Genomic DNA, 13687 nt, shown 5'->3' on the forward strand with positions numbered 1-13687 from the left:
CCCCACCCGGTCGCTGCGCGACCACCCTCCCCTGCCGGGGAGGGAAACCACCTAGGCTTCCAATCTATAACCTGCGCCCCGGACCGTCTGCAGCATCGCCTTGTCGAAACCCTTGTCGATCTTGGCGCGCAGGCGGCTGATGTGGACGTCGATGACGTTGGTCTGGGGGTCGAAATGATATTCCCACACCTTCTCCAGCAGCATGGTGCGGGTCACCGACTGGCCGGCGTGGCGCATCAGGAATTCCAGCAGCTGGAACTCGCGCGGCTGCAGGTCGATCTCCTGACCGGCGCGGTGCACGGTGCGGGCGATGAGGTTCATCTCCAGATCGCCGACCTTCAGAACGGTGGCGACCGAGCCGGTCTCGCGGCGACGCGACAGGGCCTCGACGCGGGCGATCAGTTCGGCGAAGGCGTAGGGCTTGACCAGATAGTCGTCGCCGCCGGCCTTCAGGCCCACGACGCGATCCTCGACCTCGCCCAGCGCCGACAGGAACAGAACCGGGGTCTGGTCGCCGTCCTTGCGCAAGGTCTCGACCATGCCGATGCCGTCCAGACGCGGCATCATGCGATCCACGACATAGACGTCATAGCCGCCCTTCTGGGCTTCCAGCAGGCCGAAGGCGCCGTCGACGGCGTGGGTCACCTCGTGACCGGCCTCGGTCAGTCCCCGGACCATCGCGGTCGCGGCCTCGGCGTCGTCCTCGACCACCAGAATGCGCATGGAATCAGCCCCTGAATGCAAAATCGCCGCCGATGTTAGCGCATCGGCGGCGACTTGGTCAGTTAAGCGTTGTTCAGGTTGCAGACGATCATTCGTCGGCGAACTTCAGCACCACCAAGGCATTGCCCTGCGGCGTCCAGACCGACAGCAGAATGCTGGGACGACCCGACCGCTTCACGGCCTCGACGGCAGTGCGGAACTCGGCGACGGACCGGACCGGACGGTTGTCCGCACGGGTGATCACGAGACCTTCCTGAAGCTGGGCGCGGGCGCCCGGCGTGCGCGGGGCGACGCCGGTGATCAGCACCCCCGCCACCGTATCCGGCATGCCGTTACGCTGACGGGTTTGCGCGGTCAGCGGCGCGACGCTGATGCCCTCGACAGGCTCACCTTGCGCGGCGGGAGGAGCGCTCGGCGCCGCCTGACCGGAACCGCCGCCGTCCTGATTCAGCAGCTCGGCTTCCGACGGACGGGTGCCGGCCTGAATGCTGACGGTCTGGCGACGTCCATCCCGCAGAACCTCCATGCGAACCGTATCGCCGGGGCTGACCGCGCCGACCGCACGGGTGATTTCGGTGCCGTCCGCGACCGGGCGACCGTTCACGCCGACGACCAGATCGCCGATCTGCAAGCCGCCACGCTCGGCGGGCGCGCCCGGGGTCAGGGTGTCGACCAGCGCGCCCTTGAAGTTGCGCGGCTGTCCGAGCGCTTCCCAGGCTTCCGGGGTCAGGGTGCGCAGACCGGCGCCGATATAGCCCCGACGGATCGTCTCCCCCCTCATCAGACGGTCGGTGATCGGTTTGGCGACCGAGGCCGGGATGGCGAAGCCGATGCCTACCGAGCCGCCCGACGGCGACAGGATGGCCGAGTTCACGCCGATGACGCGCCCGTAGATATCGAAGGTCGGACCGCCCGAGTTGCCCCGGTTAATGGCGGCGTCGATCTGGATGTAGTCCGTATAGGGCGTGCGCGAATCCAGCTGGTTGCGACCCTGCGCCGAAACAATGCCCGCCGTGGCGGTGCCGCCCAGACCGAAGGGGTTGCCCACCGCGATGACCCAGTCGCCCACGCGCGGGTTGGCGGTCTCCTCGAAAGTCACATAGGGGAAGTCCGTCCCCTCGACCTTCAGCACGGCCAGATCGGTCGATTCATCGCGGCCGACCACGCGGGCGGTCAGCTCGCGCGCGTCCGCCAGCTTTACGGTGATCTCCACCGCGTCGGCGACGACGTGGTTGTTGGTGACGATGAAGCCGTCGTCCGAGATGAAAAAGCCCGAGCCGGAGCCCATGGCCGTCGTGCCTTCATCCTCGCCGCCCTCGCCAGAGCCGTCTTCGCCCTGCCCGTTCGGCAGCGGCACGGCGCCTAGACCGGGAATCTGGAGGAAGCCCTGCGGGCGGGCGGCCACCCGGGTCTTCACGTCGATCTGCACGACGGCCGGGGCGACCTGTTCGAAGATGTCGGCGAAGCTGCGGGGCGCGCCCTGCGGCGGAGCGAAATTGGCGCCCGCGGCGCCGGCGCTGGGGATCAGGCGTCCGCTGACGCCCGCCACGGGCCCGGCGTTCGCCGCGGGCCACTCTATCACCCCGCCCGCGGTCGCGGCGGCGGCGAAGGCCAGGCCGGCGACGGCTCCGAGCATGAATTCCTTGCGCTTCATCATAGGCGGTCGACAATCCTCTCACCGGGCGACGGAAGCGCCCGTTACGGCGATGATTACAGGGCGTTCGCGAGTTTCAGCAACGTCCATATGACGATGTTGGCTCCCGCCTCGCGTCAGTCGTCAGACCGATTTGCGTCAGGATCGCGGCGAAGCTGTCCTTCGAAGAGAATATCGGCCAGCCGGGCCTCCTCCTCGGGCGAAAGCGGCGCGACCTCGGCCTTGCGGCGGCGGGCGAAAGTCAGCAGCAGAGCCCCGACCGCCAGCACCACGGCGAACGGCCCGAACCAGAGAAGCCAGGTCCCGGCCCTCATGGGCGGGGTGAACAGGACAAAGTCGCCATAGCGACGGACCAGATCCTCGCGAATGGCCTGATCGCTGCGTCCTGCGGCGATCTGGTCACGCACCAGCCCGCGCATGTCGGACGCGATGCCCGCCGGACTGTCGGCGATGGCCTCGTGCTGACAGACGACGCAGCGGATGTCCTCGAACAGACGTTTGGCGCGGGCTTCCTGAGCCGCATCGGGCAGGGGACGATCAGGCGCGGGCGCCGGTTCAGCGGCGATCAGCCCCACGGCGGCGACAGCGATCAGCAGGACGCGCTTCATGCGGCGACCTTCCGTGCTCCGACGGCCAGCCGCAAGCGGCGATCCATCAGCGACAGCACGCCCCCCAGCGCCATGATCAGCGGGCCGACGAAGATCAGCCGCGCCCACGGGTTCCACCAGACGCGGACGTTCCAGGCCGGAGCGCCGTCGGCGGTCTGCGCCCGCTCGCCCAGCACCACATACACATCGTCCAGCCCGCGAAAATCGAGCCCGACCTCGGTCGTCGTCTGGCCGCCTGTGGGGAAGAAGCGGCGCTCGGCGGTGACGGTGCGGCTCCGCCCGCCGGGAACCGACACGATCAGATGGCCCTGCTCGGCCAGATAGTTCGGCCCCTCGACCACGCGGACATCATCCAGCGTGACGGTCCACTTGCCCGCCTCAAGCGACTGGCCGACAGCCAGCGGGCGCGCGGCCTCGATGCGATAGCCGGTCTCGACCACCGCCCCCAGGACGAAGACCCCCAGCCCGGCGTGAGCCAGGGTCATGCCCCAGGCGCCCAGCGGCAGGCCCTTGGCCCGGCGCAGGGTCTCGGCCACCGGCGCGCGGAACAGCTTGATACGTTCCGCTGTCTCGGACAGGGCGCCGAGGATCAGCCAGACCCCCATGCCGATGCCCGCCGCCGACAAGGCCTTGCGCGGCTCGAACACGGCGAAGGCCAGCAGGGCGAACACCACCGTCAGACCGGCCGCCACGGCCAGCCGCTGGGCCGCGCCCTTCGCGTCACCGCGCTTCCACGCCAGCAAGGGTCCGGCGGGCAGGATGATCAGGGCCACCGTCATCAGCGGGACGAAGGTCAGGTTGAAGTAGGGCGGACCGACCGAGATGGCGGCGCCCGACGCCGCCTCGAGGATCAGCGGATACAGGGTGCCCAGCAGCACCGTCGCGGCGGCGGCGGTCAGGAACAGGTTGTTGATCACCAGTGCGCCCTCGCGGCTGATCGGGGCGAACAGGCCGCCGCCCTTCAGCTGCGGCGCCCGCCAGGCGAACAGGGCGAAGGCCAGGCCGGCGGTCACCCCGAGGATGGCCAGCAGCACCAGACCTCGCTCGGGGTCGACGGCGAACGCATGAACGCTGGTCAGCACGCCGGACCGGACGAGGAAGGCGCCCAGCATGGAGAAGGTGAAGGCGAGCAAAGCGAGGAAGGTCGTCCAGCCCGCCAGCGCCCCGCGCCGCTCGGTCACCACCGCGCTGTGCAGAAGGGCGGCGCCCGCCAGCCAAGGCATGAAGCTGGCGTTCTCGACCGGGTCCCAGAACCACCAGCCGCCCCAGCCCAATTCATAGTAGGCCCAGAAGCTGCCCAGCAGGATACCGACGGTCAGGAAGGCCCAGCTGGCCAGCGCCCAGGGACGCACCCAACGGCCCCATGCGGGCCAGAAGCTGGCGTTGGCCCGTCCCTCGATCAGGGCGGCGACCGCCAGCGAGAAACAGACCGAGAAGCCGACATAGCCGCAGTAGAGCAGCGGCGGGTGGAACGCCAGGGCCGGGTCTTGCAACAGCGGGTTCAGGGACTGGCCCTGGAACGGCGCGGGGTTCAGGCGTGTGAAGGGGTTGGAGGTGAAGACGGTGAAGGCCAGGAACAGGGCGCCCAGCAGGCCCTGGGTGGCGACCGCGCAGGTCTTCAATCCGAACGGCAGATTCTGCGCCCGCGCCAGAGCGGCGCCGAACACGGTCATCACCAGACACCACAGCAGCAGCGAGCCCTCGTGGCTGCCCCAGGCGGCCGCCACCTTGTAGAGCATGGGCTTGTCGGTGTGGCTGTTGGCCGCGACGTTGGCGACCGAGAAGTCCGACACCGCGAAGGCGAAGATCAGGCACAGGAAGGCCACCAGCACCAGACCGGCGGCGGCGATGGCCGCCCCGTTGGCGGCGCCCGCGAGAACGGGGCTGCGCCGGATGCGCCCGGCGGCGGCGATCACCGCCTGCAACACCGACAGGACAAGCGCGAGAATGAGGGCGAAGGCGCCGGTTTCAATGATCACGAGGCGGGGCCTCCGGCTTCAGGACGCCATTCGCCCTTGGCCTTCAGGCTCTCCTGAACCTCGCGCGGCATATAGTTTTCATCGTGCTTGGCCAGCACTTGTGTCGCGCGGAAAGAGCGGTCCGGAAGGAAGGCGCCCTGCGCCACGATTCCCTGCCCCTCGCGGAACAGGTCCGGCAGATCGCCACGATAGACCACCCGGATGGTGGCGACATTGTCGGTGACGACGAAGGCGACCTCGCCGTCGCCGGCGCGCTGCACGCTGCCGACCTCGACCAGCCCGCCCAGACGGATCACCCGGCCCTCGGGCGCCTTTTCCAGCGTCGCCTCGGACGGAGAGAAGAAAAAGGTCACGCTGTCACGCATGGCGTAAAGCGACAGGCCGACAGCCAGCGCGAGGATCGGCGCCACGGCGATGAAGATCCACAGACGGCGACGCGCCTTGGGCGATTTGGGCAACCAGCTCATTGGACGCCTCCGGGCGGCAGGCGGCGTTCCAGATCGGTCCGTCGCGGATCCTGCGGGTCGAGCGCGGCGATCAGGGGCGCCCACATCCGGCGGGTCTCGGCGGCGTCGCCGCGCGCGAGCGCCGCCTCGCCGAGGAAGTACAGGGCGCCCAGTTGGCCGGGGTCCAGCTTCAAGGCTTCGCGGAAGGCGGCCTCGGCGTCCGCGCCGATAGTCCCTCCGTTGGCGCGAACGAGGCTTTCGCCCAGTCGCGCCCAGCCCTGTGCGTCGCCCGGAGTCAGCTCTAGCAGACGGCGGAAGGCGGAGGCGGCGCCGATGGCGTCCCCGGCCTCGAACCGCGCCGCGCCCAGCATGGCCAGCGCCTGCGTATTGTCCGGCTGTTCGCGCACCTGCCGTTCGATCACGGCGGCGATCTGCACCGGAACAAGCGGCTCGGACAGGGTCGCCCATTCATCGACCCGGCGTTCATAGGGCTGGTCCGGCAGGCCCGAGGCGCCGAACACCAGATACAGGCCCAGCGCCGCCGCCACGGACAAGCCAATCCCCGCCAGCACGACGACCCGATCCTTCGACCCGGCGCGCAGTTCGGCGGGGGCCCGCTGCGCCGCCAGGATACGGCGACCGGCCTCGGCGCGCGCCGCGACCCACGCGGCCTCGTCCATCAGTCCCCGGGCCTTCAGCCGGTCCAGTTCAGCCAGTTCGGCGACCGAGGCGGCGTTTTCGACTGCTTCGCCCGCGTCCGCGCCACGCCGGGCGCCGGTCAGCACAAGCAGCCCCGAGAGGGCCGCCAGCAGGCCTGTCATGATCCAGAAGAACATCATCGCCGCGCGATGTAGCCGATCAGGCCGCCCGCGACGAGGCCCCGCTTGTCGCGGGGCCGCCCCCGGCGACCGCGGCCCGGCGCCGCACCGTCCGCGCGGCGTCCTTTGATTCAATCAGTTCGAGGTAGCGGGCCGCGACGGAGACCAGCCGAAGGGCATGCGTCTCATCCGGCGCCTCGCCGTCGTTGACCATCGTCAGGACCTCGTCCGCATAGCCGCTGAGCCGCTCGGTCAGGGTGTCGACCAGCGCCTTGCGCGCCGCCTCGCTGCCGAAGATGGCGGCGGCGCCGCGCGTGGCCCCGACCAGCCGCAGCAGGGCCAGGGCCGCGTCGGCGGCCTCGCCCCGCGCGGCGGCGTCCAGCATCGGCGCCATCCGGCTCATTCGCCCCGAGGTCTGCACGCGGGTCAGCGGCAGGGCCTTGTCCACCGCCTTGTCCGCCGTGCGCAGCAGGCCCGAGAGCCAGCCGGACACCTTCACGCGGCTGTCCCGGACACGGCGGCCCCATTCGGAGTCCGGATCGAGCGTCAGGGTCACGTCCAGTTCGGCCAGAACGCCCGCGCACCAGTCCAGATCAGCGATGGCCGTGTCGACGCCCCCGGCGGTCTTGCCGGGCTGATAGGCCGCCAGCCGGGCCGAGCGCTCGTCCACCCCGTCCAGCAGACGATCCACGAAGCCCGCCAGCTCGGAGGCGCTGAGGAAGCCGCGCCGTCCCGCGACACCGGACGTCCGGGTGATGATCCGCAGCACCAACACCGCGTCATCCAGTTGGGAGAACAACATCTCCAGCAGGCGCCCGGCTCCATCGTCGTGGATGTCGGAGCAGTCCTTCACCAGCAGGCGCAGTTCGGCCAACTGGTCGCCATCGGGACGTTTCAGCCAGACCTCGATCGAAGGCAGGCCGCGCCGGGCCAGATGGGCGAGGTCCAGACAGCTGGCGAGATCGAACAGCCCCTGCTCCCGCCGCGCGGGCTCAAGATCCTCGGGCCAGACCAGCGCCGGGCGGTCGCGCACGGCGGCGGCGGCGGACAGGCAGTAGCGGTTGGCGACCGCCACGGCGTCGGGGCCGCCCGGATCGTCCAGGCGGGGCAACAGGCCAGGTTCGCGCTCGATGGCGGCGCGCCACAGGCGGGGCAGAACCGCTGGAGGAAAGCTCATGGAGCCGATGCCGTCCGCCCGCCGCTGGAACATCCGGGCGACGGGAGCCAGCACGAAGGCCCGCCGGGCGCGGTCGCGCATCTCCTCGGCCAGCATCAGGCGCAGCTCGGCCGCCCGACCACCCGGCAGGGCGGCGACCGCGGCGGCAACCGATTTCAGGACAGTCTCCGGGCATCGCCCGATCAGGGCGGCCAACGCGATGCGATGGGCGGCGGTCAGCCCGGACATGAAACCTCTTCCAACCGCACCCGGTGAGGAGACAGGATGAAGGCTCAGGGTTAACAGCCCCTGACTGAAGGTCTCAGATTTCAGCGGTCGGGAGCTCGAGCAGGACCTTCAGCCCGCCCATGTCGCTGTCGCCCAGGGTGATCTTCCCGCCATAGGCGCGGGTCAGCTCGACCACGATGGACAGACCGAGCCCCGAACCCGGCGTGGTCTCGTCCATCCGCATGCCGCGTTGCAGGGCGGCCTCGCGCTGGTCGGCGGGCAGGCCGGGGCCGTCGTCCTCGACCACCACGACCATCTGGCCCAGATGAGTCGGGCCGGCGGAGATGCGGACGCGCCGCTTCGCCCATTTGCAGGCGTTCTCCATCAGATTGCCGAGGATCTCCTGCAGGTCCTGACGCTCGCCACGGAAGCCCAGTTCATCCGGGGCGCGCCAGTCGATCTCGACGTTCTTCCACTCGAACACCCGTTCAAGCATCACGGCCAGTTCGTCGATCACCTCGGCGATGGGGGTGCGCTCGCCCAGCAACTGGGCGCGGGCGGCGGCGCGGGCGCGGCGCAGGTGATGATCGACCTGGGCCTTCATCACCTCGGTCTGCTTGCGGACCATGTCGGGCAGCACGCCCTCCTGCGTCCCCGCCTCGGCCAGCATGACCGACAGCGGGGTCTTCAGGGCATGGGCCAGATTGCCGACGTGGGTGCGCTGGCGCTCCACCGTCTCCTGGTTCTGGTCCAGCAGGCGATTCACCTGCTCGGCCAGCGGCTGGATTTCCACCGGATAGCTGTGCACGATCCGCGCGGCCTTGCCCTTGCGAACGTCGGCGATCTCGTTGCGCAGACCGAACAGGGGGCGCAGGCCGATCTGCACCTGCAGGAAGACCGCGATCACCAGCCCCACGCCGAGGATCAGCAGGGCGATCCAGGTGAAGGTCGCGAACTGGCGGGCGTCCGCGTCGATGGTCGAGCGGTCGATCCCGGCCATCAGCACCAGCGGCGCATCGCGCCCCGGCAGGGTCTTCAGGCTGGCGGCGACCCGCAGCGGCCTGTCGATGGGCCCCTCGGCATTATAGCTGATCGTCTGGCCGAAGGCGTCGCTGAGCCGGTCGGCCAGCCCCGCCGGTACGATCAAATCCTCGCCTGCCAGAGACGGCGACCGGGCCAGCATGCGCACGCCGCCCCGCCCGTCCAGCTCGCCGATCGCCCAGTACTTCCCCGACAGGGGCCGCAGGGTCAGCGAATCCTTGATCTCGGCCACCGTCACGCCCTCCGGCGTCACGGTGGTGGCCAGCACGACGTCGTCGATGGTCTCGTTCAGCACGAAGCCGAGACGACGCAAGGTGCTTTCCTCATACTGGCGCGTCAGGGCCCAGCCGGTCAGCAGCAGGGCGACCACGATCCACGCGGCGGCCAGCCAGATCAGGCGACGGGTCAGACTGCGGCCGGGGCGACCGATCCAGCGCCCCCAGCTTTTCGGCCCGGCGGCCGCCGTTTCGCCCCCCGTCGCGTCGGTCACGCGGCTTCGGACTCGCCCGCCAGCGGCGTCAGCCGGTATCCGAGACCGCGCACGGTCTCGATCCGGTCAGAACCGATCTTCTTGCGCAGGCGACCGACGAACACCTCGATGGTGTTCGAGTCGCGGTCGAAGTCCTGATCGTACAGGTGCTCGACCAGCTCCGTGCGGCTGATGACCCGGCCCTGGTGCATCATCATGTAGTGCAGCAGGCGGTACTCCAGCGAGGTCAGGCGCAGGGGCTCGCCGTTGACGCTGGCGCGCGCCGCGCGCGGGTCGAGCCGCAGGCCGCCGCACGACAGGGTCGCCGAGGCGATGCCCGCCGACCGGCGCAGCAGGGCCCGCAGGCGGGCCAGCAGCTCCTCGGTGTGGAAGGGCTTGGTCAGATAGTCGTCAGCCCCGGCGTCGAAGCCCGACACCTTGTCCGACCAGGCGCCGCGCGCCGTCAGGATCAGGACCGGCGTGGTCTTGCCGTCCCGGCGCCAGCGCTCCAGCACCGACACGCCGTCGATCTTGGGCAGGCCGAGGTCCAGAACCACAACGTCATAGGGTTCATTGTCGCCCAGATAGTGGGCTTCCTCACCGTCCGAGGCGTGATCCACCGCATAGCCGGCGTCACCGAGGGCCGTCTTCAGTTGGCGGGACAGATCGACGTCGTCTTCGACCAGAAGCACTCGCATTGGGGTATCCTACCGACTGGCGTCGACGGTGACGTTGAAGATGCGGCCGTCGCGCTCGAAGGCGAAGACGTAGCTGCTGCCCGACTGGCCGCGGTAACCCACGAAGCGGGCGCCGCCGGCGCGGGACTGGGCGATGCGTTGGGCCTCGGCCTGACTCATCTGCGGGCGCTCGCGCTCCCGAGGCGGTTGCTGCTGCTCACGCCCCGGCGGACGGCGATCACCGCGCGGACCATCCTGAGCGGCGGCGACCGAGAAGGGCGCGACAGCCAGCAGGGCGGCGGCAAGAATGACGGACATCCGTTTCATGGTGACGGGTTTAGTCTCGCGGCTCTGAACGACGGCTGAACGAACAGTCTAGACATATTTCAGTTCGTCCGCGCGGACGAAGCATCTTTTTGGGGCCACGGACCGTCGGCCCTTCGGGACCTCCCGACCCCACGCGGCCAAATAGCCCCTTACGCGCGCGCGGATCATTTCTCCCCTCGCAGGACGACGGCCCAAAGCGTGACGGCGATTTCATGCAGATGAACGTTAACTGACTTTCGCTGTTCAGATCGGGCTCAGGCCGGGGCTGCTTTTATCCACGTCAACGCAGCCACATCGGTTGCGAGAACAGGAGAGACCCGATGTTCAAGAAAGCCATCATCCCCGCCCTCGTCCTGGCCGCGGCTTCCGTCGCGGTCCCGGCCACCGCCTCGGCCCAGCAACACCGCGGCGATCGCGGCGACCGGTACGAGCAGAACTACCGCGGCTGGCAGCCGATCGCGCAGCGCAAGTACAACCTGGATCGTCGCATCGACCAGGGCGCGCGCAACGGTCAGCTGAGCCGTCGTGAAGCCACCCGCCTGCGCAGCGAGCTGAACTCGCTGGTGCGCCTGGAGTACAGCTACCAACGCGGTGGCCTGTCGCTCCGCGAGCGTCAGGATCTGGACCGTCGCTACGACCGCCTGTCGCAGCAGGTCCGCTACGAGCGTCGCGATCGCGACGACCGTCGCTGGTAACACCTGGCCTTCCCTCCCCGAGAGGTCAGCGAGGGGCGCGATCCGATAGGGTCGCGCCCCTTTCCTTTGGTCAAAGCCGCAGCATGCTCTCGATGACTGTCACCGCCTGTCCCCGCAACAGGACGCGGTCGCCGTTCAGGACCGTGCCGATATCGCCGCCACGACCGGGGAAGACCTGCCGGAAACGCACCCCGGCCCGTCCCAGCTTGTCCGCATACAGCGGCGCCAGGATGCAGTGCGCCGAGCCGGTGGCCGGGTCCTCGTCCACGCCGCAGCCCGGCGCGAAGAAGCGGTCGACGACATCGACGTCGTCGGACGGATCAGCGGGGGCGCAGACGATCACCTGCCCCGGCTCGCCCGCCTCGCCCTGAAGCGCCGCCAGCGCCCGGATGTCCGGCGCTGCCGCATGAACAGCGGCGGCGTCCGCCAGAACGGCGACCAGATAGCGCCCGGCCCAGAACTCCACCGGCTCCACGCCCAGCGCCTCGGCCAGCCCCGCGAGCGGCCCGGTGCGGCGCGGCGGATCAGACGGGAAGTCCATCTCGTAACCACCCTGGGTGGCCCGCACGATCAGCGGGCCGGAGCGGGTATCGAAGGTCAGGGCGTCAACCGACAGGCCCAGCTCCGCCAGCAGCACATGGGCCGAGGCCAGCGTGGCGTGGCCGCACAGATCGACCTCCGTCCCCGGCGTGAACCAGCGCAGACCGAACCGCGCGGGATCATTGGTGCGCAGCAGGAAGGCCGTCTCGGCCTGATTGTTCTCCTTGGCCAGCGCCTGCATCCACGACGCATCGGGCCACTGGTCGAAGGGCTCGACCACGCAGGCGGGGTTGCCCCGGAACGGCGCGGCGGCGAAGGCGTCGATGGTCCATTGTTTCACGGCAGTACATTTCCTTCGGCGTCGCAGACATAGGCCTCGCGATAGGGCCGGTCGAAGCAGGCGAGGAAGCCCTCGACCTTGTCGCGGTTCAGGGGCCAGGTGAGGGGCGGCAGGTCCGGATAGTTCACGGCGTAGCGCTCGGCCGCGCGGGTGAAATAGTCGGGGACCGGCAGGGACATCAGGCGGGCATAGGCCGCCTCCAGCGCCGGGCGGTCCTGACGCAGGAAGGCGACCGAGGCGTCGACATAGGGCTGGATGGCGTCGGACTCGGCATCCCGAACTTCCAGCATCAACGCGATGGCGGCATCGGTCTGGCCTGCGGCGGCGTGTAGCTGGGCCTCATGCCAGACCAGCGTGCCGGCGTCCTGCCCCGCCAGAGCCTCGCGGTTCTGGACGCGATAACGGGCGATGGTCTCCGCTGCCACGGCCTCGCAACCCGCGGCGTCGAGCGAGCGCCACCCGGCGTCGGTCTGGTCGAACTCGTGCAGCGGCAGGGCCAGCATGGCGGCGTCCGGCTGGCGGCATTCAACCGGCGTGGTCTGGAGGGCCAAGGCGGCCAACAGAGACGTGACGATCATCGAACCACCCTCAACTCCGGCCACCGCTCTTTCGCACTCGCCACCACCTTGTCCCAGCCCTTCGCCAGCGGGCGGTTGGGATTGGGGCGCAGGATCATGTCGAACATGTCTTCAAGGCCGAACGGCGCCGCGACGCTGATCGTGTCATCGGCCTCCAGCCGGACGCCGACCGAGAAGGCCGGGGCGACGAAGCGGGACAGGGCCGTGTCGGTGTCGGGCAGGGCCTCATAAGGCTCGCCGAACCGGTCGGGGAACCAGATGTGGACACGGGCCTGATTGCGGACCTCGACGATGTCGCGGAAGGGCGGTTCGAAGGCGGTGGCCACCTGCTTGATCACAACGTCCTCGGCGTCCCAGTTGGTGTCCGGGTCGAAATAGCCGAGGTCGTAGTCCTTGATCCCGTAGCCCGCCGGGCGGCCGGTGAGGTCGTTCCAGACGGCCTGATAGACAGCGCCGGAAAAGACCCGCCAGTCGTTCAGGCCGAGCGCCCGCACCGTGGTGAGGACGTGCATCAGGTCGGGGGTGGCGCGGACGATCTGACCGAGCCGGGCCTCGAGATCGCTCATCGGCGCAGCGTCCAGCCGTGGTCCAGCGGGCCGTGGCCGCCGCCGAGGCCTGGGGCGCGGCGGATCGCTTCGGCGACATAGGCCCAGGCTTCGGTGACGGCGAGTTCGAGCGGCAGCCCCTTGGCCAGACCGGCGGCGCAGGCGCTGGCCAGGGTGCAGCCGGTGCCGTGGGTGTGGCGGGTATCGACGCGTTCGCCCTCCAGCAGGGTCTCGCCATCGGGAGTAACCAGAACGTCGATGACGCGGTCGCCGGTGGCGACGTGGCCGCCCTTCATCAGGACCGCCTTGGCGCCCATGCCCAGCAGGAACTCGCCCGCCCGGCGCTGGCCGTCCAGATCGGCGACGGTGAGCCCGGTCAGGGCCTCGGCCTCGGGCGCGTTGGGGGTCAGCAGGGAGGCGCGCGGGATCATCAGCGAGCGCACCGCCTGCACGGCCTCGTCCGGCAGCAGGGGATGGCCGCCCTTGGCGATCATGACGGGGTCCACGACCGTCGCGGCGTCGGAGCTGTCGAGGATGGCCGCCACCCGTTCGACCACGTCGGTGGAGCCCAGCATTCCGGTCTTGATGGCGTCGGCGCCGATGTCATCCAGCACCGCCCGCGCCTGCGCCTCGATCAGGTCCAGCGGCAGGGGATGGACGCCGTGAACGCCCAGGGTGTTCTGAACCGTGATGGCGGTGATCGCCGTGGCCGCGAAACCGCCCATGGCCGTCACGGCCTTGGTGTCCGCCTGTATGCCCGCGCCGCCGCCCGAGTCAGAGCCGGCGATGATCAGGACGCGTCCGAGAGAGGTCATCCCCTGCGAATGGCCGAGTCCGCAGCGGCGGGCAAGGGCGCGACAAAC

General features: G+C 69.7%; 15 protein-coding genes. 1 reads left to right on the plus strand and 14 read right to left on the minus strand.

What is annotated here, in order from left to right; genetic code table 11:
* Positions 1–51: 51 nt before the first annotated feature.
* The 10 genes from ACODRV_RS10410 to ACODRV_RS10455 all read right to left on the minus strand — a co-directional run bounded on the left by ACODRV_RS10410 (position 52) and on the right by ACODRV_RS10455 (position 10117).
* A complete protein-coding gene (locus ACODRV_RS10410) occupies positions 52–723 on the minus strand; it encodes a response regulator transcription factor (RefSeq protein ID WP_488908270.1) in 672 nt (223 codons plus the stop codon).
* A gap of 88 nt (positions 724–811) precedes the next feature.
* The gene (locus ACODRV_RS10415; RefSeq protein ID WP_141627642.1) at positions 812–2380 is read right to left on the minus strand and encodes a trypsin-like peptidase domain-containing protein; all 1569 of its coding nucleotides are present in this window, start codon (positions 2378–2380) and stop codon (positions 812–814) included.
* A 113-nt stretch (positions 2381–2493) separates the two neighbouring features.
* Positions 2494–2985, minus strand: a complete 492-nt coding sequence (locus tag ACODRV_RS10420; protein ID WP_488908271.1) for a cytochrome c-type biogenesis protein — start codon at positions 2983–2985, stop codon at positions 2494–2496.
* Entirely contained in the window at positions 2982–4964 is a 1983-nt protein-coding gene (locus tag ACODRV_RS10425) for a heme lyase CcmF/NrfE family subunit (protein WP_488908272.1), read from the minus strand. Before ACODRV_RS10425 ends, ACODRV_RS10420 begins: the two co-directional genes overlap by 4 nt.
* Positions 4961–5431 (minus strand): cytochrome c maturation protein CcmE, encoded by a 471-nt coding sequence (gene ccmE / locus ACODRV_RS10430; protein ID WP_488908273.1) that lies wholly within the window; start codon positions 5429–5431, stop codon positions 4961–4963. The genes ACODRV_RS10425 and ccmE overlap by 4 nt, the downstream gene beginning before the upstream one ends.
* Positions 5428–6246 carry a c-type cytochrome biogenesis protein CcmI gene (ccmI, locus tag ACODRV_RS10435; protein WP_488908274.1) on the minus strand — a complete coding sequence of 273 codons (819 nt, stop codon included), beginning with the start codon at positions 6244–6246 and terminating at the stop codon, positions 5428–5430. The genes ccmE and ccmI overlap by 4 nt, the downstream gene beginning before the upstream one ends.
* A gap of 22 nt (positions 6247–6268) precedes the next feature.
* A complete protein-coding gene (locus ACODRV_RS10440) occupies positions 6269–7633 on the minus strand; it encodes a hypothetical protein (protein WP_488908275.1) in 1365 nt (454 codons plus the stop codon).
* A 73-nt stretch (positions 7634–7706) separates the two neighbouring features.
* Positions 7707–9143, minus strand: a complete 1437-nt coding sequence (locus ACODRV_RS10445) for a sensor histidine kinase (RefSeq protein WP_488908276.1) — start codon at positions 9141–9143, stop codon at positions 7707–7709.
* Positions 9140–9820, minus strand: a complete 681-nt coding sequence (locus tag ACODRV_RS10450; RefSeq protein ID WP_141627649.1) for a response regulator transcription factor — start codon at positions 9818–9820, stop codon at positions 9140–9142. The genes ACODRV_RS10445 and ACODRV_RS10450 overlap by 4 nt, the downstream gene beginning before the upstream one ends.
* Positions 9821–9829: 9 nt before the next feature.
* Positions 9830–10117, minus strand: coding sequence for a hypothetical protein (locus tag ACODRV_RS10455; protein ID WP_488908277.1), 288 nt, complete (start codon positions 10115–10117; stop codon positions 9830–9832).
* Between the two features lie 329 nt (positions 10118–10446).
* Here ACODRV_RS10455 and ACODRV_RS10460 point away from each other — a divergent pair, with 329 nt between their 5' ends.
* On the plus strand, positions 10447–10821 hold the full coding sequence (locus ACODRV_RS10460; protein WP_141627651.1) for a hypothetical protein: 375 nt from the start codon (positions 10447–10449) through the stop codon (positions 10819–10821).
* A gap of 70 nt (positions 10822–10891) precedes the next feature.
* Here the strand turns inward: ACODRV_RS10460 and ACODRV_RS10465 are convergent, their stop codons facing one another.
* The 4 genes from ACODRV_RS10465 to thiD are packed head-to-tail and all read right to left on the minus strand — an operon-like array spanning position 10892 to position 13639.
* Positions 10892–11701, minus strand: coding sequence for a PhzF family phenazine biosynthesis protein (locus tag ACODRV_RS10465; protein WP_488908278.1), 810 nt, complete (start codon positions 11699–11701; stop codon positions 10892–10894).
* Positions 11698–12279, minus strand: a complete 582-nt coding sequence (locus ACODRV_RS10470; RefSeq protein WP_488908279.1) for a hypothetical protein — start codon at positions 12277–12279, stop codon at positions 11698–11700. The genes ACODRV_RS10465 and ACODRV_RS10470 overlap by 4 nt, the downstream gene beginning before the upstream one ends.
* Positions 12276–12845, minus strand: a complete 570-nt coding sequence (locus ACODRV_RS10475) for a nucleotidyltransferase family protein (RefSeq protein ID WP_488908280.1) — start codon at positions 12843–12845, stop codon at positions 12276–12278. The genes ACODRV_RS10470 and ACODRV_RS10475 overlap by 4 nt, the downstream gene beginning before the upstream one ends.
* Entirely contained in the window at positions 12842–13639 is a 798-nt protein-coding gene (thiD, locus tag ACODRV_RS10480) for a bifunctional hydroxymethylpyrimidine kinase/phosphomethylpyrimidine kinase (RefSeq protein WP_488908281.1), read from the minus strand. The genes ACODRV_RS10475 and thiD overlap by 4 nt, the downstream gene beginning before the upstream one ends.
* Positions 13640–13687: the final 48 nt, after the last annotated feature.

The organism is Brevundimonas sp. FG8, from assembly GCF_057808845.1.

What these genes read in the sequence shown, in the direction of transcription:
- ACODRV_RS10415 (WP_141627642.1), bottom strand. Translation starts at nt 2,380, where the DNA reads ATGATGAAGCGCAAGGAATTCATGCTCGGAGCCGTCGCCGGCCTGGCC.
- ACODRV_RS10420 (WP_488908271.1), bottom strand. Translation starts at nt 2,985, where the DNA reads ATGAAGCGCGTCCTGCTGATCGCTGTCGCCGCCGTGGGGCTGATCGCC.
- ACODRV_RS10470 (WP_488908279.1), bottom strand. Translation starts at nt 12,279, where the DNA reads ATGATCGTCACGTCTCTGTTGGCCGCCTTGGCCCTCCAGACCACGCCG.
- ACODRV_RS10440 (WP_488908275.1), bottom strand. Translation starts at nt 7,633, where the DNA reads ATGTCCGGGCTGACCGCCGCCCATCGCATCGCGTTGGCCGCCCTGATC.
- ACODRV_RS10450 (WP_141627649.1), bottom strand. Translation starts at nt 9,820, where the DNA reads ATGCGAGTGCTTCTGGTCGAAGACGACGTCGATCTGTCCCGCCAACTG.
- thiD (WP_488908281.1), bottom strand. Translation starts at nt 13,639, where the DNA reads ATGACCTCTCTCGGACGCGTCCTGATCATCGCCGGCTCTGACTCGGGC.
- ccmE (WP_488908273.1), bottom strand. Translation starts at nt 5,431, where the DNA reads ATGAGCTGGTTGCCCAAATCGCCCAAGGCGCGTCGCCGTCTGTGGATC.
- ccmI (WP_488908274.1), bottom strand. Translation starts at nt 6,246, where the DNA reads ATGTTCTTCTGGATCATGACAGGCCTGCTGGCGGCCCTCTCGGGGCTG.
- ACODRV_RS10410 (WP_488908270.1), bottom strand. Translation starts at nt 723, where the DNA reads ATGCGCATTCTGGTGGTCGAGGACGACGCCGAGGCCGCGACCGCGATG.
- ACODRV_RS10475 (WP_488908280.1), bottom strand. Translation starts at nt 12,845, where the DNA reads ATGAGCGATCTCGAGGCCCGGCTCGGTCAGATCGTCCGCGCCACCCCC.
- ACODRV_RS10455 (WP_488908277.1), bottom strand. Translation starts at nt 10,117, where the DNA reads ATGTCCGTCATTCTTGCCGCCGCCCTGCTGGCTGTCGCGCCCTTCTCG.
- ACODRV_RS10460 (WP_141627651.1), top strand. Translation starts at nt 10,447, where the DNA reads ATGTTCAAGAAAGCCATCATCCCCGCCCTCGTCCTGGCCGCGGCTTCC.